The sequence below is a fragment of the Kitasatospora sp. NPDC089913 genome, assembly GCF_044748625.1.
In the GTDB taxonomy this organism is placed as follows: Bacteria; Actinomycetota; Actinomycetes; order Streptomycetales; family Streptomycetaceae; genus Kitasatospora.
In genome coordinates, this window is record NZ_JBIVGI010000001.1 from 369,760 (window position 1) to 388,777 (window position 19,018).

Annotated in this window: 18 protein-coding genes; 12 read left to right on the forward strand and 6 right to left on the reverse strand. The window is 73.4% G+C overall.

The annotated features are described in order from the left end of the window. Positions 1-3 precede the first annotated feature (3 nt). The 5 genes from ACIPYS_RS01660 to ACIPYS_RS01680 all read left to right on the forward strand — a co-directional run bounded on the left by ACIPYS_RS01660 (position 4) and on the right by ACIPYS_RS01680 (position 6,710). Complete coding sequence (locus ACIPYS_RS01660) at positions 4-2,340, forward strand: M4 family metallopeptidase (RefSeq protein WP_093862276.1); 2,337 nt, start codon at positions 4-6, stop codon at positions 2,338-2,340. A 300-nt stretch (positions 2,341-2,640) separates the two neighbouring features. Further along, positions 2,641-4,011, forward strand: a complete 1,371-nt coding sequence (locus ACIPYS_RS01665) for an ammonium transporter (RefSeq protein WP_093862277.1) — start codon at positions 2,641-2,643, stop codon at positions 4,009-4,011. Beyond that, on the forward strand, positions 4,008-4,346 hold the full coding sequence (locus ACIPYS_RS01670; protein WP_400741838.1) for a P-II family nitrogen regulator: 339 nt from the start codon (positions 4,008-4,010) through the stop codon (positions 4,344-4,346). The genes ACIPYS_RS01665 and ACIPYS_RS01670 overlap by 4 nt, the downstream gene beginning before the upstream one ends. Before the next feature lie 229 nt (positions 4,347-4,575). Then, complete coding sequence (locus tag ACIPYS_RS01675; protein WP_400741841.1) at positions 4,576-6,354, forward strand: carbohydrate-binding module family 20 domain-containing protein; 1,779 nt, start codon at positions 4,576-4,578, stop codon at positions 6,352-6,354. Between the two features lie 134 nt (positions 6,355-6,488). Then, positions 6,489-6,710, forward strand: coding sequence for a hypothetical protein (locus ACIPYS_RS01680; protein ID WP_030391569.1), 222 nt, complete (start codon positions 6,489-6,491; stop codon positions 6,708-6,710). A gap of 120 nt (positions 6,711-6,830) precedes the next feature. On the opposite strand, the gene ACIPYS_RS01685 is transcribed toward ACIPYS_RS01680, so the two are convergent. Further along, positions 6,831-7,598, reverse strand: coding sequence for an SDR family oxidoreductase (locus tag ACIPYS_RS01685; protein ID WP_093862280.1), 768 nt, complete (start codon positions 7,596-7,598; stop codon positions 6,831-6,833). Between the two features lie 478 nt (positions 7,599-8,076). On the opposite strand from ACIPYS_RS01685, the gene ACIPYS_RS01690 reads away from it, so the two are divergent. Both ACIPYS_RS01690 and ACIPYS_RS01695 read left to right on the forward strand, forming a co-directional pair. Beyond that, positions 8,077-9,204 (forward strand): esterase family protein, encoded by a 1,128-nt coding sequence (locus ACIPYS_RS01690; RefSeq protein ID WP_231977807.1) that lies wholly within the window; start codon positions 8,077-8,079, stop codon positions 9,202-9,204. Positions 9,205-9,615: 411 nt separating this feature from the next. Continuing rightward, complete coding sequence (locus tag ACIPYS_RS01695; protein ID WP_093862281.1) at positions 9,616-10,380, forward strand: hemerythrin domain-containing protein; 765 nt, start codon at positions 9,616-9,618, stop codon at positions 10,378-10,380. 110 nt (positions 10,381-10,490) lie between these two features. Here the strand turns inward: ACIPYS_RS01695 and ACIPYS_RS01700 are convergent, their stop codons facing one another. Continuing rightward, entirely contained in the window at positions 10,491-12,062 is a 1,572-nt protein-coding gene (locus tag ACIPYS_RS01700; RefSeq protein ID WP_093862282.1) for an FAD-dependent monooxygenase, read from the reverse strand. 194 nt (positions 12,063-12,256) lie between these two features. On the opposite strand from ACIPYS_RS01700, the gene ACIPYS_RS01705 reads away from it, so the two are divergent. Together ACIPYS_RS01705 and ACIPYS_RS01710 are read left to right on the forward strand one after the other, a co-directional pair. Next, complete coding sequence (locus ACIPYS_RS01705) at positions 12,257-12,916, forward strand: TetR/AcrR family transcriptional regulator C-terminal domain-containing protein (protein WP_093862283.1); 660 nt, start codon at positions 12,257-12,259, stop codon at positions 12,914-12,916. Between the two features lie 142 nt (positions 12,917-13,058). After that, a complete protein-coding gene (locus tag ACIPYS_RS01710; protein WP_400741850.1) occupies positions 13,059-13,571 on the forward strand; it encodes a hypothetical protein in 513 nt (170 codons plus the stop codon). Positions 13,572-13,648: 77 nt separating this feature from the next. On the opposite strand, the gene ACIPYS_RS01715 is transcribed toward ACIPYS_RS01710, so the two are convergent. Next, positions 13,649-14,251: a DUF6891 domain-containing protein gene (locus tag ACIPYS_RS01715; RefSeq protein WP_400741853.1), complete on the reverse strand. Its 603-nt coding sequence runs from the start codon at positions 14,249-14,251 to the stop codon at positions 13,649-13,651. A gap of 65 nt (positions 14,252-14,316) precedes the next feature. Here ACIPYS_RS01715 and ACIPYS_RS01720 point away from each other — a divergent pair, with 65 nt between their 5' ends. Then, positions 14,317-15,279 carry a DUF1152 domain-containing protein gene (locus ACIPYS_RS01720; protein ID WP_093862286.1) on the forward strand — a complete coding sequence of 321 codons (963 nt, stop codon included), beginning with the start codon at positions 14,317-14,319 and terminating at the stop codon, positions 15,277-15,279. Between the two features lie 68 nt (positions 15,280-15,347). Here the strand turns inward: ACIPYS_RS01720 and ACIPYS_RS01725 are convergent, their stop codons facing one another. Both ACIPYS_RS01725 and ACIPYS_RS01730 read right to left on the reverse strand, forming a co-directional pair. After that, the gene (locus tag ACIPYS_RS01725; RefSeq protein WP_093862287.1) at positions 15,348-15,893 is read right to left on the reverse strand and encodes a DUF1707 and FHA domain-containing protein; all 546 of its coding nucleotides are present in this window, start codon (positions 15,891-15,893) and stop codon (positions 15,348-15,350) included. 106 nt (positions 15,894-15,999) lie between these two features. After that, positions 16,000-16,560: a DUF1697 domain-containing protein gene (locus ACIPYS_RS01730; protein WP_093862288.1), complete on the reverse strand. Its 561-nt coding sequence runs from the start codon at positions 16,558-16,560 to the stop codon at positions 16,000-16,002. Between the two features lie 146 nt (positions 16,561-16,706). On the opposite strand from ACIPYS_RS01730, the gene ACIPYS_RS01735 reads away from it, so the two are divergent. Then, complete coding sequence (locus ACIPYS_RS01735; protein ID WP_093862289.1) at positions 16,707-17,177, forward strand: pyridoxamine 5'-phosphate oxidase family protein; 471 nt, start codon at positions 16,707-16,709, stop codon at positions 17,175-17,177. 42 nt (positions 17,178-17,219) lie between these two features. Here ACIPYS_RS01735 and ACIPYS_RS01740 read toward each other — a convergent pair whose 3' ends face one another. Beyond that, a complete protein-coding gene (locus ACIPYS_RS01740) occupies positions 17,220-17,576 on the reverse strand; it encodes an arsenate reductase family protein (protein ID WP_093862290.1) in 357 nt (118 codons plus the stop codon). Between the two features lie 212 nt (positions 17,577-17,788). On the opposite strand from ACIPYS_RS01740, the gene ACIPYS_RS01745 reads away from it, so the two are divergent. Continuing rightward, complete coding sequence (locus ACIPYS_RS01745; protein WP_400741860.1) at positions 17,789-19,006, forward strand: cytochrome P450; 1,218 nt, start codon at positions 17,789-17,791, stop codon at positions 19,004-19,006. Positions 19,007-19,018 lie beyond the last annotated feature (12 nt).

The following is a 19,018-nucleotide window of genomic DNA, read 5'->3' on the forward strand; positions in this document are numbered from 1 at the left end:
CGCATGTCCCGTTACGCCCACGCCCGGAAGGCAGCGGTTGTCATGGCCGCCACCACCGCGCTGCTGGTCACCGGTTTCCCGGTCATCGCGCAGGCGGTCACCCCGGACGCGCCGGCCGCCGTTGCCGCGCAGCAGGCGAGCCGCGCCGAGCTGATCGCCTCGGCGAACCAGCAGACCGCCGGCCTCGCCCAGGCCCTGGGCCTGAGCGCGAACGAGAAGCTGGTCACCAAGGACGTCGTCCAGGACACCAACGGTGCCCGCCACCTGCGCTACGAGCGCACCTACGCCGGCCTGCCGGTGCTCGGCGGCGACCTGATCGTCCACCAGGACGCGACCGGTGCCACCACGGGCGTGACCAAGGCCAGCGAGGCCGTGCTGACCGGCATCGAGACCACGCCGAAGCTCGCCGCCCCGAAGGCGCAGGAGGCCGCGCTGGCCGCCGAGGCCGGCTCCGCGCTCGACAAGGCCCCGACCCTGGTCGTGTGGGCCGGCGACGGGACCCCGAAGCTCGCCTGGCAGACCACCGTCACCGGCAAGGAGTCGGACGGCACCCCGAGCCGCCTCCGGGTCGTCACCGACGCCACCACCGGCGCCGTGCTGGGCAAGACCGAGGCCATCAAGACCGGCACCGGCACCGGCGTCTTCGTCGGCAACGTCCCGCTGACCACCACCCAGAGCGGCTCCACGTACCAGCTCAAGGACGCCAGCCGCGGCGGGCAGTACACCACCGACATGGGCAACCGGACCACCGGCAACGGGACCCTGTTCACCCGCTCCACCGACACCTGGGGCAACGGCCAGGCCAGCAACCGCGAGTCGGCCGCCGTCGACGCCCAGTACGGTGTCGCCGCCACCTGGGACTTCTACAAGGCCACCTTCGGCCGCAACGGCATCCGGAACGACGGTGTCGGCGCGTTCAGCCGGGTCCACTACGACACCGGCTACGTCAACGCCTTCTGGGACGACGACTGCTTCTGCATGACCTACGGCGACGGCCAGGGCGACACCCACCCGCTCACCGAGCTGGACGTCGCGGGCCACGAGATGAGCCACGGCGTCACCTCCGCCACCGCCAACCTCAACTACTCCGGCGAGTCCGGCGGCCTCAACGAGGCCACCTCGGACATCTTCGGCAACGCGGTCGAGTTCTACGCCAACCTGCCGAAGGACAACCCGGACTACCTGGTCGGCGAGCTCATCGACATCAACGGCAACGGCACGCCGCTGCGCTACATGGACAAGCCCTCCAAGGACGGCGGCTCGGCCGACTCCTGGTACTCGGGCGTCGGCAACCTGGACGTGCACTACTCGTCCGGTGTCGCCAACCACTTCTTCTACCTGCTGGCGGAGGGCAGCGGCGCCAAGGTGATCAACGGCGTCAGCTACAACAGCCCGACCACCAACAACATCACCGTCACCGGCATCGGCCGGGACAAGGCGCTGCAGATCTGGTACAAGGCGCTGACCTCGTACATGACCTCCACCACCAACTTCGCCCAGGCCCGCACCGCCACGGAGAACGCCGCCAAGGCCCTCTACGGCGACGGCAGCCCCGAGCTGATCGCGGTCGGCACCGCCTGGGCGGGCGTCAACGTCGGCACCGTGCCCCCGAACCCGGGCGGCGTCACCGTCACCAGCCCGGGCAACCAGAGCACCAAGATCGGCACCGCCGTCAACCTGGCGATCAAGGCCAGCGGCGGCACCGCCCCGCTCAGCTACTCGGCCACCGGTCTGCCGGCCGGCCTGTCGATCAACGCCTCGACCGGCGTGATCACCGGCACCCCGACCACCAAGGGCACCTCCAACGTCACCGTGACGGCGAAGGACTCGGCGAACAAGACCGGTTCGGCCAGCTTCACCTGGGCGGTCACCGACACCACCAGCACCTGCACCCCGGCGCAGCTGCTCGGCAACGCGGGCTTCGAGACGGGCACGGCCGCGCCGTGGACCGCCTCCAGCGGCGTGATCGACAAGTCGGCCTCGCAGGCCCCGCACGGTGGCACCTGGAAGTCCTGGCTGAACGGCTACGGCTCCACCCACACCGACACGCTGTCCCAGACGGTCTCCATCCCGACCGGCTGCACGGCGACGCTGAGCTTCTACCTGCACATCGACACCGGTGAGTCCGGCAGCACCCAGTACGACAAGCTGACGGTCCAGGTCAACGGCACCACGCTGAAGACCTACTCCAACGTGGACGCGGCCGCGGGCTACCAGCTGCGGACCTTCGACCTGTCGGCCTACGCGGGCCAGACGGTGACCCTGAAGTTCACCGGCACCGAGGACTCCTCGCTGCAGACCAGCTTCGTGATCGACGACACCTCGATCGCCACGAGCTGACCCGGCGCCGGTGAACCCGGCGGAAACCAGGTAAGACAGGGCAGGGCCCGGCGGGTGCGACCGCCGGGCCCTGTGTCGTGGGCTGGTCCTGTGCCGTGGGTGCGGGTGCGGGCGCGGGTCCTTGCCGAGGGTGTCCGGTTCCGGTGGTGGCGGCCGTGAGGTTCCGGAAACCGTGCGGTCACCCCGGGGCAACCGGCGGGCAACACGAAACACCCGCGAAACGTGTCCGTCCGCGACCCGAAATCCGTCCCCGCCACACTTCCGGCACCTGCTCCCGTACGCAGCCCTCCGGAGGACCCCATGCCCCTGGCCGCTCCGCCCGCCGCGGCCCTGGCCGCCGACGTGCCGTCGGGGATCGACACCGGCGACACCGCCTGGCTGCTCGCCGCCACCGCACTGGTGCTGCTGATGACCCCGGGCCTGGCACTGTTCTACGGCGGCATGGTCCGCGCCAAGAGCGTGCTTAACATGATCATGATGAGCTTCGTCTCGATCGCGGTGGTCACCGTGGTGTGGCTGCTGGCCGGCTACTCGCTCGCCTTCGGCCCGGACGCCGGCGGCTGGGGCCTGATCGGCGGCCTCGACCACCTGGGGATGGCCGGGATCACGCCCGCCTCCGTCACCGGCACCGTCCCCACCGTGCTGTTCGCGACCTTCCAGCTGACCTTCGCGATCATCACCGCCGCGCTGATCAGCGGCGCCATCGCGGACCGGGCCAGGTTCGGCGCCTGGGTGGCCTTCACCGCCGTCTGGACGCTGCTGGTCTATGTGCCGGTCGCGCACTGGGTGTTCGCGCCCGGCGGCTGGATCCTGGCCCGGCTGGGCGCACTGGACTTCGCCGGCGGCACCGTGGTCGAGGTCAACTGCGGGGCGAGCGGCCTCGCCCTGGCGCTGCTGCTCGGGCCCCGGATCGGCTTCCGCAAGGAGGCGATGCGCCCGCACAGCCTGCCGCTGGTGCTGCTCGGCGCGGGCCTGCTCTGGTTCGGCTGGTTCGGCTTCAACGCCGGTTCGGCGCTGGGCGCCAACGGTCTGGCCGCCTCCGCCCTGCTCAACACCCAGGCGGCCGGCTGCGCCGGGCTGCTCGGCTGGCTGCTGGTCGAGAAGCGCCGGGACGGCCACGCCACCACCCTCGGCGCGGCCTCCGGCGCGGTGGCGGGCCTGGTGGCGATCACGCCGTCCTGCGGCAGCGTCGACCTGCTCGGGGCCCTGGTGATCGGGCTGGCGGCGGGCGTGGTCTGCTCGTACGCGGTGAGCTGGAAGTTCCGCTTCGGCTTCGACGACTCGCTGGACGTGGTGGGCGTGCACTTCGTGGCCGGGGCGATCGGCACCGTGCTGATCGGCCTCTTCGCCACCGCCGCGATGACCGGTGGCGCCACGGGACTGCTGCACGGCGGCGGGTTCGGGCAGTTGGGGCGTCAGCTGGTGGCGGTCGCCGCCGTCGCGGTCTACGCCTTCGCGGTCACCTACGGCATCGGGCGGGCGATCGAGCGGGTGATGGGTTTCCGGGCCGGGGAGGAGGACGAACTCACCGGCCTGGACCTCGCCGTGCACGCCGAGACCGCGTACGATCACGGCGTCCTGGGCCACGGTGTGCTGGGGCAGGGGCCCGTCCCGGCCCGTCCCGCCACCAGTGCGCCCGCGCACCCGTCCGACAAGGCGTCCTCCGCATGAAGCTGGTCACCGCGATCGTGAAGCCGTTCAAGCTGGACGAGGTCAAGCGCGCGCTGCAGGCCGCCGGGGTGCACGGACTGACCGTCAGCGAGGCCAGCGGGTACGGCCGCCAGCACGGGCACACCGAGGTGTACCGGGGTGCCGAGTACCGGATCGACCTGGTGCCCAAGGTGCGGATCGAGGTCGTCGTCGAGGACGAGGACGCGGACCTGGTGATCGAGGCGGTGGTCCGGGCCGCCCGGACCGGGAAGATCGGCGACGGCAAGGTGTGGGCGGTTCCGGTGGAGACCGTGGTCCGGGTGCGCACTGGCGAGCGCGGGCCCGACGCGGTCTGACGCGGTCTGGCGCGCACGGCCCGACGGCCACGGTCCGACGGAGCGGCGGTCGTGCGGCCATTGAGTTCGTCCACGACCTTTTGATGTTCGCGGAAACCTTTCTCCCATCCCCTTGACGGGTCCTGGTGGCGACCCTAAGTTCGGCGCAGCACATTTCCTGAAAGTTTCAGCAAGCTTTCATCAGCGGTACCCCGGCTGCCCCACCCCAGCCACCCCCACAGGAGACAACGTGGTCACCACCGTTCCCGCTCCCCGTCGGCCTGCCCGCAGAACCGGTCCCGTCCGCAGCGCCCGGCCCGTTCGCGCGGCCGGCGCTCTCGGCGCCTCGGCGGCCCTCGCCCTCTCGCTCACCGCCACCCTCGGCACCGCCCCCGCCGCGCAGGCCGCTCCGCCCGGCGGCGGGAAGGACGTCACGGCGACCCTCTTCGAGTGGCGCTTCGACTCGGTCGCCAAGGCCTGCACCGACACCCTCGGCCCGAAGGGCTACGGCTTCGTCGAGGTCTCGCCGCCCCAGGAGCACATCCAGGGCAGCCAGTGGTGGACCTCCTACCAGCCGGTGAGCTACCGGATAGCCGGGCGCCTCGGCGACCGGACGGCCTTCAAGAACATGATCGACACCTGCCACGCGGCCGGCGTCAAGGTGATCGCCGACTCGGTGATCAACCACATGTCGGCGGGTTCCGGCACCGGCACCGGCGGCACCGCGTACGGCAAGTACACCTATCCCGGGTACTACCAGGACCAGGACTTCCACTCCTGCCGCCGGGCGATCACCAACTACAACGACCGCTCCGACGTGCAGAACTGCGAGCTGGTCAACCTCTCCGACCTGGACACCGGCAGCGCCTACGTCCAGCGGACGATCGCGGCCTACCTGAACGACCTCGCCTCGCTGGGCGTCGACGGCTACCGGATCGATGCCGCCAAGCACATCGCCGCCGCCGACCTCGCCGCCATCAAGGCCAGGACGGCGAACCCGCAGGCCTACTGGGTGCAGGAGGTCATCTACGGCGCCGGCGAGCCGGTCCAGCCGTCCGAGTACACCGGCACCGGCGACGTCGACGAGTTCCGCTCCGGCACCTGGCTGAAGAGCGCCTTCCAGGGCGGCCGGATCGCCGACCTGTCCGGCTGGGGCGGCGGCCTGCTGCCCACCGACAAGGCCCGCACCTTCGTCGACAACTGGGACACCGAGCGCAACGGGTCCACGCTGACCTACAAGGACGGCTCCGCCTACACCCTGGCCAACGTCTTCCTGCTGGCCCACCCCTACGGCTCGCCCAACGTCTACTCCGGCTACGCCTTCACCGGCCACGACGACGGTCCGCCGAACGGCGGCAGCGTCAACGCCTGCTACCAGGACGGCTGGAACTGCACCCACGCCTGGCGGCAGGTGGCCAACATGGTCGGCTTCCGCAACGCGGTGGCCGGCACCGGTCTCACCGACTGGTGGTCCGACGGCAGCAACGCGATCGCCTTCGGGCGCGGCGGCAAGGGCTTCGTGGTGATCAACCGGGAGGGCGGCGCGATCAGCCGGACCTTCCAGACCTCGCTGCCGGCCGGCTCGTACTGCGACGTCCAGCACGGCGACCCGGCGGCCGGCGGGTGCACCGGACCGTCCTACACCGTCGGCACGGACGGCCGCTTCACCGCCACCGTCGGCGCCGGCGACGCGGTCGCGCTGTACGTCGGAGCGCCCGGCGGCGGCACCGCGGTGACCGGTGGCGCGTCCTTCGCCGTCAACGCGACCACCAGCTGGGGGCAGAACCTCTACGTGGTCGGGGACAACCCGGCCCTCGGTGCCTGGGACCCGGCCGCCGCGCTGCCGCTCTCCTCGGCCGCCTACCCGGTCTGGAAGCTCGACCTCCCGCTGCCCGCCGGCACCGCCTTCGCCTACAAGTACGTCCGCAAGGACGCCTCGGGCGCGGTCACCTGGGAGTCCGGGGCCAACCGGACCGCGACGGTGCCCGCCTCGGGCAAGGTGGTGCTGAACGACACCTGGCGCCCGTAGCGGCACGGGACGCGGCGGCACGGGACGTGCCGCGGTGGGGGCGCCCGTCAGCCTGGTGCGACGGGCGTCCCCCCTACGAGTGGACCGGTGGCCTCAAACCCGTTTCGGCGGGTGAACGCTGTCAGCATCGCGGAATGAGCACCACCCCCGTCGTCCTCGACCTCGAACTCTGCGGCGGCCGCTGGGACGGCCACCGCAAGCGCGTCCACGCCGCGGCCCCGCCGCCCTCGCTGCGGATGGCGCTGCGGACCGAACTGCCCGCCGCCGAGGCGGGCGAGTACTGGCCGACCACCAGCGTCTACCTGCTGGTCGAGGAGGGCGGCGGACGCCGTTACCGGCACTCCCACGACGAGTAGCCGTCGGGGCGGGGCCGGTCGTCGGCCGTCGGCCGAGGACCGACCGGCTGCGGTTCCCCGCCGTCGGTCCGGTCGTCGGCTCCGGGGTGTCGCCTCCGGTCGTCGGCCCTCGTCGCCGGCTCAGCCGCGGCCGACGTACGGCATGGTGGTCGCCATCACGGTGGCGAACTGCACATTGGCCTCCAGCGGCAGTTCCGCCATGTGCCGCACGGTGCGGGCCACATCGGCGACGTCCATGGTCGGCTCCACCGCGATCCGCCCGTCCGCCTGCCGGACGCCCAGGCTCATCGCGGCCGTCATGTCGGTGGCCGCGTTGCCGATGTCGATCTGCCCGCAGGCGATCCGGTACGGGCGGCCGTCCAGCGACAGCGACTTGGTCAGCCCGGTCACGGCGTGCTTGGTCGCGGTGTAGGCCACCGACTGCGGGCGCGGCACATGCGCGGAGATCGAGCCGTTGTTGATGATCCGGCCGCCCTGCGGACGCTGCGCCCGCATCTGCCGGAACGCCGCGCGGGCGCACAGGAACGCGCCGGTCAGGTTGAGGTCCACCACGGCCCGCCACTCGGCGATGTCCAGCTCGTCCACGGCGGCCGGGGCACCGAAGGTACCGGCGTTGTTGAACAGCAGGTCCACTCGTCCGAAGCGCTCGACGGCCGCCGTGAACAGCGCGTCCACGGCCGCCGGATCGGTGACGTCGGTCGGTACCACGGCGGCCTCGGTCCCGGTTCCGGCCCCGGCCCCGACGCCGCTCAGCCGGGCGGTCTCGCGCAGCGGCTCCGCCCGCCGGCCGGCGAGCACCAGTCGCCAGCCACCGGCGGCCAGTTCCCGCGCGACGGCCCGGCCGACGCCGCTCCCGGCTCCGGTGACAACGGCGATCTGTTCCAGCATGGCGGACTCCTCGGGCTCGCGGCGGCTGGCCCGATCGTTCCCGATCCCCGCCCCCGGCGTCACTGGTACGAGTGTCCAAGACCCGGGCCGCGCGGTCGCCGCTCGCTCGTTCGGGCGGTTCCGGCGGTGGGCGGTGGACGGGGCCTGCGGTGGTCCTGAGGGCGGTCCCGGGGGAGGGGTCCGGTCCCGGCCCGGCGCATCCCCGCCGACCGGCGGGGGGTGCCACCCCGCCGGTCGGCAGGGCCCGGTGGAGGCTTTACTCGATCGGGAACAAACATTGGATCGGTGCAGGCCGGAGCGCAACCGGCCGGCGGCGGCCCACGTCATAAGATCGCAGGACGGCACGCCGCCGCGCAGGGCGGCGCCCAGCCTCCCGGGGGTCCCGCAGACAGTCGCGCCCCGGGCCTGTCCGGCCCCACCCGGGGGCCACCGCCCGGCTCCGTGGAGCGGGCGCGACACCGGTCGGAGAGTTCTCACCGTGCAGCCGCAGTCCTTCCGTTTCCGCGCCGTGCTGACCGGTGCCACCGCCTTCACCCTGGCCGCCGCGCTCGCGGCCTGCGGTAGTACGGACGGCGGGAACAAGGGCGATTCTGCGAAGGCCGGCGGCAAGGGCGCGGCGACGGCCACCGGCTCCGCGTCCTCGTCCGCGGCCTCCTCGGCGCCCGGCACCTCGGCGCCCGGTTCCTCCGCGCCCGGGTCCGCCGCCCCGGGCTCCCCGGCGGCCGGTTCGACCTCGGCGGCGCCGGTCCCGGCCGCCGGGTCCGGCAAGGTGCTGATGCCCACCGGCCCGCAGGCCGCGTTCGGCAAGGCCAGGGACACCGCCGCAGGCCAGATCATGATGACCACCCTGGCCGGTCCCAAGTCCGGGGTCTCCGGCAAGGTCTGGGTCTGGCTCCCCCCGGAGTACAACGACCCGAAGTACGCGAAGACCGGCTTCCCCGTGCTCACCCTGTACGCGGGCGGCCAGAGCGCGGGCTACAACACCTGGACCGACAACCAGCTGCCGATCCAGGAGGTCGACGCCGACCTCGCCAAGCAGGGCAAGGCCCACCCCTTCATCATGATCATGCCGGTGCAGAACCTCGACTCCAACGAGGCCAAGGCGCTGGAGTGCGCCGACATCCCGGGCCAGCCCAAGATCGGCACCTGGATGGCCGAGGACATCCCCGACTTCGTGCGCGCCAACTTCCGCACGGTGAAGGGCCGCGACGGCTGGGGTCTGATGGGTGCCTCCACCGGTGCGTTCTGCAGCGCGAAGCTGGCTCTGCAGCACCCGGACAAGTTCAAGGCCGCCGTGCCGATCGACGGCTACTTCAACCCCGACTCGCCGCTCTGGAAGGGCTACGAGAACGACCGCCAGGCCAACAGCCCCGACCTGCTGGTCGCCCAGGGCAAGGCCGACGTCAGGATGCTGGCGACCGCCGGCGGGGCCAACGCGTACGAGATGAAGCTGGTCAAGGCGTGGGTCGCCAAGGCCGCGCCGCCGCTCACCGTCGAGTACTACGAGCAGCCCGGCGGGAAGCACCTGACCACCGACTTCAAGAAGATGATCCCGGACACCCTGCAGTGGCTCACCAAGAACCTCGCGGGGCCGCAGAGCGACTGAGGCACCTGGGGCGTCAGGAGCAGCGGGGTCACCTGGAGCACCGGGAGCTCGGGGCACTCGGGGTGCTCGGGGCCCGGATCAGGAGCGGAGCGGACCGGCCGATCGCATCGGCCGGTCCGCTCCGCCGTTTTCGGCTCGCCGCGGCTTCCCGCCGCCGGCTGCCAGTTGCCGCCGCTTCCGGCGCGCCGTCCCGGCGCCGTCCCGCGCCGGTCGTGGCGGTCGTGGCGGTCGTGGCGGAATGTTGCGCCGCGTTCGCCGCCGCGCCCACCGAAGCGGGTCGAACGGCCGCTGAGCTGCACGTCAATCGGACATTGATTCGCCTCTGATGTCCTCTCATCACCCTGGTGGGAGTGCCAGCCCACCACTTCCGCCAGGTCGTGCCAGCCCTGCCCGAGACGTGAAGAGAGTTCCATGCCCAGCCACCTGCTGCCCGTAGCGTCCCCGGTGTCCCCGGCCGTGCCCACCCAGGGCGGCCCCGTGCACGACCGCACCGCCGACGAGGAGCCGCAGGCCTTCCGCTTCGCCGGCCTGCGGCTGGTGCACTCCGCACTCCGCCGCGACCTCGCCAGGCTGCCCAACGCCCTCCGGCTGCTGCAGCCCGGCGAGGACGAGAAGGGCGCCGCGCTGCTGCGCCACTGGACCTTCGTCACCGCCGTGCTGTCCTGCCACCACGAGCAGCAGGACACCCGGATCTGGCCGATCGTCCGCCGGTTCGCCCCCGAGCTGCGGCTGCTGCTCAACTGGCTGGAGTCGGACCACCACAACCTCGACCACTCGTTCACCCGGGTGACCACCCTGGTCCGGATCGCCAGCCGGGACACCGGTTCGGTGTGGCCGGTGGCCTACGCGATCGAGGACCTCGCCGCCCGGCTGGAGACCCATCTGCGGGTCGAGGAGCGCCAGTTGCTGCCGCGGATGGAGCTGGTCTTCACGGAGAACTCGCGGGTGGGCAGCCTGCCCGAGCTGCTCGACGTGATGCACTCCGCCGACGGCCCGGGCACGCCGGACGCGCTCGCCTGGCTGCTGGACGGTGTCGAGCCGGCGCTGGTCGAGCGGCTGCTCGCCGACTGCGACGACCTCGTGGCCCGGCACTGGCCGCACTGGCAGGCGACGTACCAGCGGTGCACGGCGCCGCTGTGGGGTCCGCCCGAGGCCTGGGACGCGGCCGGGGAGTGAGCCCCGGGGCTTTTGCGGCGCTTCGGTCTACGCGCGTGGCAGGTGCCTCTGGCGCATGCCGTCGTCCCGCCTCCGCACCCGCCCCCGACGGGCCGTCCGGTGCGGCGGGTTCAGTGCAGGCCGAGGCGGCCCAGGTAGCCCGGCAGGTCGGCGGGGTCGTGGGTGGCCAGGCCCAGGTAGCCGTCCGGCCGGACGACGAACAGGCCCGGTCCGTACACCCGCTCGGTGACGCCGCCGTCGATCCGGTGCCCGCGCACGCCGGCGGGCAGTTCGGGCAGGGCGCGGCCGACCGCGAGCACGGTGACGTGCGGGCCGCGGAACAGCTCGAAGAGCCGTCGTGCCGGCCCGGAGCCGTCGTCCGCCGTGCTGTTCGCGGTGTCGTCCGCCGCGTCGCCCAGTGGCGCGTCCGGGGCCCGCTCCCCGGCCCGCAGCGCGCCCTCGGCCAGGCCGGGGCGTGCCTCGACGGTCAACGGGCCGTCCTCGTAGCCGAGCCCGAGCTGTTCGGTGCGCGGGCCGCGCCGCAGTCCGCCGGCCCGGACCCCGCCCGCGTGGTGCAGCCGGGTGGAGATCTCCAGTACGTCGGCGGCGATCGGCAGCCGCTCCTCCTCGTAGCTGTCCAGCAGGGCCTCGTCGGCGCCGTGCCGCAGCACCTGGCCGAGCTTCCAGCCCAGGTTGTACGCGTCCTGGACGCTGGTGTTGAGGCCCTGGCCGCCGGCCGGGGAGTGGATGTGCGCGGCGTCGCCGGCCAGGAAGACCCGGCCCTCCCGGAACCGCTCGGCGAGCGCCGTGCGCGGCCGGAAGCCGGAGGCCCAGTGCACCCGGCCGAGCGCCGACTCCGGCAGGTGGGTGCGGGCCACGACGGTCCGTCGCACGCCCTCCGGCGAGGTGTCGGGCTCCTCCGGGCCGCTCTCCCGGCTGTTCTCCCGGCCGCCCCCCGTTCCGCCCGCTGCCGCGCCTCCCCCGTCGAACCGGGCGAACAGCTGGAACGCGGTGGTGCTCGGCAGCGGGCAGAGCAGCAGCGGGCCGCCGGGTGCCTTCGGCCAGACGTGCCAGTTCCCGCGGTCCAGGCCGTCGATCTCCAGGTCGGCGACCAGGGCGGGGTGCGGGTCGACCGGTCCGCCCGCCATCGGGATGCCCACCGCCCGGCGGACGGTGGAGCGACCGCCGTCGGCGGCGACCAGGTAGCGGGCGGAGACGGTCCGTTCGGCGCCGTCGGGGCCGGTCAGCCGGGCCTCGACCCGGTCCGGGTACTGCTCGAGGCCACTCAGCGCGGTGCCGAGGACGACCTCGCCGCCGAGTTCGCGCAGCCGCTCGTGCAGCAGCTCCTGGGTGCGCCACTGCGGGAGCATCCAGACCGACGGGTACGGCACGGTCGGGTCCGGCTCGGCCCGCCCGGGGCCCCCGACGAGGTCCCACTCGCCCTGCCGCTCGCCGTCCTCCCAGTTCAGCATCCGGGGGTAGGGGCGGCCGGCGGCACGGACGGCGGTGAGCAGGCCGAGGTCCTCGAAGACCTCCTGGGTCCGGGGCTGGAGCCCCTTGCCGCGCGAGCCGGGGAACAGCGCTCCGGCCTGCTCGACCAGCAGTGCGGAGACTCCGCGCCGGGCGAGGTCGCAGGCGAGGGTCAGGCCGGTCGGGCCGGCGCCGACGACGAGCACGTCGGTCCGGGTCGGGGCGTGCGCCATCGCACACTCTCCTTAACGTCGTTAAGTTGCTGACGTCCGGAAGCATGGGCTTAACGGTGTTAAGTTGTCAATGCCGCGCGGTCGAAACCGGACGGCAGTGCCGCACGGTCGTAATGCACGGTCGTACCGGGCGGTCGTACCGGACGCCCCGTCGTCGCGAGGGCGGCCGGCCACCACGGAAGGAAGGGCGCGACATGCCGCCGAAGCTGGACCGCGCCCAGGTGGTCGACGCCGCCCTGCGGCTGCTCGACGAGACCGGGCTGGAGGGGCTCACCCTGCGCCGGATCGCCACCGGGCTGGACGTCAAGGCACCCGCGCTGTACTGGCACTTCGCCAACAAGCAGGCGCTGCTGGACGAGATGGCCACCGAGATGCTCCGCCGGATGCACGCCGGGCCGGTCGCCGTCCCGGCGGACTGGCAGGAGGCGATCACGGCCACCTGTCGCACCCTGCGCAGCGGGCTGCTCGGCTACCGGGACGGCGCCAAGGTCTTCAGCGGCACCCGGCTCACCGACTACGGGCACGCCGAGGGGCAGGAGGTGCTGCTGACCGCGTTCCGTCGGGCCGGGTTCGAACTCGCCGACGCCGTCCTGGCCTTCACCACCGCGTACGCGTTCACGGTCGGGTTCGTGATCGAGGAGCAGGCCGTCCACCCGGTGCCGGGGGAGCGGGCCCCCGGCTACGACCCGGACCGGCGGGCCGCCGCCATCGACCCCGGGCACCCGCTCGCCGCGGCCGCGAGCCCGGCGCTCTTCGGGGACTTCGAGCGGCGCTTCGAGCGCGGTCTGGCGATCGTCGTGGCCGGCATCGGGGCCACGCTCCGCCCGGAGTCATCGTCGATGGAACCGTCCTGACCGGCAACTCCCGCTTTCCCCTAGGGGATTGACCCCGCACGGCGTCCGGGTGGCGGTGGGCCGGAGGGTCGGGGGAGGGCCAGGGGCCGGGTACCGCCGACGGCCGATGGCCGGTCGGCGGCCCGTGCCTACCGTCGGAACCATGACGAGTGCACCCGCGAACCCGCCCCCGGAGCACCGCCCCGGACCCCGCTCCACCGACCTGCCCGCCGGCCGGCCTGCTCGCCGATCCGCGGGCCTTCGCGCCGGTCTTCCCAGCGGTCTTCCCATCGGCTCTTCCGCCGGTGTTCCCACCGGCCGCCGTCGGAGGCCGGTCGTCCGGTCGGCCGCCCTCGCGGTCGGTGCCGCGCTGCTGCTGGGCACCGGCCTCACCGCCTGCAAGGGCGGCGTCTCGCTCTGCCTCCACGACGACAGCTGCGATGTCGCCGTCCGCACCGACAAGGCCGACGGCACCCACACGGTCGAGGTGTTCGGCGGCGACAAGGCCGTGACCCTCACCGTGGGCCGGATCACCGACACCACGGCCGAGGTCAAGCTCGGCGAGGAGACCAGGACCCTCACCGAGGACGTCGAGACCACCGTCGGCTCCGCGAGGATCACCCTGCGCCACGCCGACGCGCACGACCACACCGCCGAACTCCACGTCGTCCGCTGACCGCCCGTCGGCCCGGGCGGCACCCGGCCGTCGGGCCGGTGCGGGCCGGGGCGCCCGCGGGGTGCCGCGGAGTGCCGCTACTCCGGCAGTCGGTTGAGCCAGCTGATCGGCGTGACCGCGATCGCCGTCTCCGGCGTACCGTCCCACTCCGCGGGCAGCCCGGCCGCCGTCAGTGCCGCCACCACCGCGCGCCCGACCTCGGTCGTGCGCCGCACGGCGGCCTCCGTCGACTCGCCGTCCAGCTGGAACCCGCCGTACCGCAGCATCAACGCACCACCCTCGGCGGCCCGTTCGGTGTCCTGCTGGTGGAAGAACACGAACCCCCGCGAGTCCTCCTCGGCCTCGCCCCCGATCTCGGCGTAACCGCAACTCGCACAGCAGGTGAAGTCCATCGCGGCGACGATGCCCAGCTCCTCCAGGGCGTCGAAGGCGGCCTCCAGCCGGTCGACGTCGGTCGTCCCCGGCCAGGTGGCCTGCTCCTCCAACCGCTCCTGCCACAGCGGAGCGACGATCCGCTCCGCCTCCTCCATCGTCAGTCCCTGGTCGTCGAGGACCTCGACCAGGGACTCGGCTATCTCGTCCGGCTCCTGGAAGCCGCACCGGATCAGTTCGCGGGCCCGCTCCCCGGCGTCCCGCAGTACCTCGTCGGCAAGGGTGCTCTGTACGGTCTGCTGGTCCATACCCGCATCCAAGCACCCGCCTCCGACAACGGCCGCCGCGTCCGGACCGCTGCTACCGTCCCCCGGTGACCTCGCTTCTGCAGCCTCCGCTGATCACCCGTCTGCTCGCCGCCGAACGCGTCCTGATCGCCGGAGCCGGCGGTGGGTTCGACGTCTACGCGGGCCTGCCGCTCGCCCTCGCCCTGCGGTCCGCGGGCAAGGAGGTGCACCTGGCCAACCTCTCCTTCAGCGAGCTCCACGCCCTTCCCGCCGAGGTCTGGCAGGAGCCCGACCTGGCTCTGGTCCGGCCCGACACCCCCGCCCCGGAGGGCTACTTCCCCGAGCGGACGCTCGCCCGCTGGCTCCGGCTGCACGGCATGCCCGACCAGGTCTGGGCGTTCCCCCGGACCGGGGTGCAGCCGCTGCGCGCCGCCTACCGGTCCCTGGTCGACCGCCTCGGCGTCGACGCCGTCCTGCTGGTCGACGGCGGCACCGACATCCTGATGCGCGGCGACGAGGTGGGCCTCGGGACACCGGAGGAGGACATGACCAGCCTCGCCGCCGTCGCCGGGCTCACCGGCATCCCCGAACGGCTGGTCGCCTGCCTCGGTTTCGGCATCGACGCCTACCACGGCGTGAACCACTCCCTGGTCCTGGAGAACCTCGCCGCGATCGACCGGGCCGGCGGCTACCTCGGCGCCTTCTCCGTCCCGCGCGACAGCCGGGAGGGGAAGCTCTACCTGGACGCCGTGGAGCACGCCCGGGCGGCGTTCCCCGAGCACCCGAGCATCGTCCAGGGCTCGGTGGCGGCGGCGCTGCGCGGCCTGTTCGGCGACGTCCGGTTCACCGACCGCACCAGGGGCGGCAAGCTCTTCGTCAATCCGCTGATGACGCTCTACTTCGGGGTCACCGTGGAGGCGCTGGCCGCCGAGCACCGCTACCTCGACCGGCTCGAACCGACGGTACTGATGCGCCAGGTCGCCACCGTCATCAGTGACTTCCAGGAATCGCTGCCCGTCCGGCGGCCACCGCGGCAGTTCCCCCACTGACGCCCCCGGGGCCGGCCGCCGGGCCCGCGCGACCGTCCCGTCCCGTCCCGGGGCGGGACGGCCGGAGGTCAGCCGCCGGCGAGGCGGAACTCCAGGTTGCCGAAGCGCACCTGGTCGCCGGGGCGGACCCGGATGCCACCGACGATCCGGTACCCGTTCACATGGGTGCCGTTCGTCGAACCGAGGTCGTACAGCACCCAGCCGTCGCCCTCCCGGCGCAGCTCGGCGTGGTGTCGCGAGACCGACGCGTCGTTCAGCCGCAGCCCGGACCCGGGGAACCGGCCGATCGTCAACTGCCCGCCCCCGGTGTGGGGGAGGCTCAGGCCGGGCAGCCGCTCGGCCCGCCAGGCCCCGCCCAGCCGCACGCCGAACGCGGAGACCCGGCCCACCGCGCGCAGCACGAACCGTCCGACCGGGTTCCCGGCCGGCAGGTCGGCCATCACGGACTTCAGCTCCGCGCGGCTGCTCGCCCGGAGGACGAGGTCCAGCCGGCCGAGAAAGGTGTCGTGCGACAGCCGGCCGTTCCCGGCGCCCTCCCGCAACGCGTCGAGGGCCCGCTCCCGCTCGGCCTCCGACGGCCGGACCACCTGTGTCCGGTTCTCACGCGACATCATGGACCGATTCTCGGCCGCCCCCGCCCGGGCTGTCCAGATTCCCCGGGCCACCGGTCCGCGGCTTCGCCAACGGCGCCGCCGGCCGCGCCGCCGGTCGCCGCGGGGCTCAGGTCTTCCGCGCGGCCGCCACGATCTTGACCGTGGTGTGCAGGAACCGCGCGGTCGCCGACCCCTGGTAGGACTTCCCGAAGAGGTTGGCGGGGGTGACCCACTTCCCGTTCCTCAGGTGCACCACGACGAACGCGGTGCCGGGATCGGCGCCGAGCACCTCGTAGTCGCCCTTCGGCGAGGTGTAGGGGAGGGGGAAGTCCGCGGGCAGCGGCTCGGAGAGGAAGTTCACCGTGAGCCGGACGTCCGGCGTGACCTCCACCCCCGCGAACGGTTCGGCGTCCAGCAGTGCCTGGACCTCGTCCACCGTGCGCAGCAGCACCGGCACCGGGAAACCCAGCTGCTCGGCCAGGTGCCGCTCGATCCGTCCGGTCAGCGCGGCCCGGGCCGCCGCGTCGGTGGCCCCGGCGGTGAAGAACACGTTGCCGCTCTGGATGTAGGAGCCGACGCGCTCCAGGCCCAGCTCGGCGAAGAGCGCGCGCAGCCGCTCCATCCGTACCGTCCGGCCGCCCACGTTCACGGCGCGCAGGAAGGCGATGTAGGTGGTCGTAGTGGTCACCCGGCCAGTGTGGCACCGGGCACCGACACCGCGCGGCGCCGCGCGACGCCGGGTGAGGGCGCGCGACGTCGGACGACGGGACCGGAGGGCGGCGCCGCGCGACGGCACGCCCGGCGGTTGTCGGTGCCCGGTGCCACACTGGCGGCATGGCTACCTGGCAGGATTTCGAGCAGGAGGCGCCGGACCTCGCCCCCGCGGTGCGGGCCCGCTTCGAGGCCAACAAGCACCACGTCCTGGCGACGCTGCGCAGCGACGGGTCACCCCGGGTGAGCGGTATCGAGGTGAACTTCTTCGGGGCGGACGTCCTGCTCGGCTCGATGCGCGACGCGATGAAGGTGCGGGACCTCCGCCGCGACGCCCGCTTCGCGCTGCACAGCAACCCGAGCGACGAGACGCTGGCCGGCGGGGACTCCAAGCTCTCCGGCCACGCCGTGGAGATCACCGACGAGGCCGAGCGGGCCGCCTACGAGGCCGAGCTCCCGGAGCCGCCGCCCGGCCCCTACGACGCCTTCCGGCTGGAGCTGGAGCAGGTCGTGCACACCACCGTCGAGGGGGACGCGGTGCGGATCGCCTCCTGGCGGCCGGGCGAGCCGGTGCGGCGGTTCGAGCGCCGCTGACACCCGGCGGCCGGTACCGCCCGGTTCCGGCCGCCGTCGCCCCTACGGCAGGACGGAGCGGACCGCCTCCGGGGTGCGCGCCACCACGGCGTGCCCGTCGTCCGCGGTGATGATCGGGCGCTGGATCAGGATCGGGTGCTCGGCCATCGCCGCCAGCCAGCCAGCCCGGTCACCGGCCTCCCGGCCCCACTGCTTCATGCCGAGGTCCTTCGCCACGGGCTCCTCGGTCCGGGCGATGTCCCACGGTTCCAGGCCCAGCCGTACCAGCACCTGCTCCAGCTCGGCGACGGTCGGCGGGTCCTCCAGGTAGCGCCGGACGGTGAACTCGGCGCCCGCGCCGGTCAGCTCGTTCAGTGCGCTGCGGCACTTCCCGCAGCGCGGGTTGATCCAGATCTCCATCCCACCAGCCTACCGACCGGGGCCCACTCCGCCCGGCCGCCCGCGCCGCCCGGCCGGCCGTTGCCCCGGCCGTTGCCCCGGCCCCCGCGCCGGCCGTCGCCCGGGACCGGCGCCGCCGGGCCCGCCCGGGTCCGCCGCCCGGTCCGGGAACTCCCCTCCGTCCACCGACAGTTGTCCGTGCGGGAGTTGGATCAGCAGGAGGGGAATTCCGCATGGACGGTGCGTCGATCATCGAACGTCTCATGACCGCCGAGGGGCGCTTCGACCCCTACCCGCTCTACGCGCGGGCGCACGAACTCGGGGCCGCCGTCCCGGCCGGCCCCGCGGCGGTCCTCGTGGTCGGGCACTCCGCCGCCAACCAGGTCCTGCGCAACCCCGCCTTCGTCGTGGAGGACACCAGGGCCCTCACCTTCGACAACGCGGACCTGCTCGCCCATCCGTCCGTCCTGCTGCTGGGCCGCTCGGTGCTCCAGCTCAACGCCCCCGACCACGGCCGGGTCCGCTCGCTCGTCGCCTCGGCCTTCAGTGCCCGCCGGGTCGCCGCCCTGCGCCCGGCGATCGAGGCGACGACCGCCCGGCTGCTCGACGAACTGGAGGCGCGGGGCGCCGACGGCTCGCCCGTCGACTTCATGGACGCCTTCGCCTTCCGCCTGCCGGTCGAGGTGGTCTGCGAACTGCTCGGCGTCCCCGTCGGCGACCGCCACCGCTTCCGCGCTCTCGCCTCGGACCTCACCATCGCCCTGGAACTCGTCCAGGACCTCGGCGAACTGGCCGCCGCCGACACCGCCGCCGAGGAACTGGAGTCCTATTTCGCGGAGTTGGTCGCCGAACGGCTGGCCCGGCCGACCGGTGACCTGATCAGCGACCTGGCCCGGACCGCCGCCGAATCCCCGGACCGGATCTCCGGCGAGGAACTGCTCAGCAACCTCGCCCTCCTCCTGGTGGCCGGCTTCGAGACCACCACCAACCTCCTCGGCAACGGCCTCGGCCTGCTCTTCCGCCACCCCGGTGCCGCCGACGGCCTGCGCACCGGCGGGCTCGACCCGGCGCTGTTCACGGACGAGGTGCTGCGCTACGACTCCCCGGTCCAGCTCACCTCGCGGATCTCCTCCGCGCCGGACCTCACGGTGGCCGGCCTGCCCGCGCCGACCGGCACCGTGGTGCTGGTGATGCTGGGCGCGGCCAACCACGACCCCGCCCGCTACCCCCGCCCGGACCGGTTCGACCCGACCCGCACCGACAGCCAGCCGCTCAGCTTCGGCGGCGGCCCGCACTTCTGTCTGGGCAGCCAACTCGCCCGCCTCGAGGCGGAGATCGCCGTCCCGGCGCTGCTGGACCGGTTCCCCCGGCTGGCCCCGGCCGGTGTTCCGGTCCGCCGGGACCGCCTCGTCCTGCGCGGCTACGAGTCCCTCCCCGTCACCGTCCGCTGAGCCGTCACCGTC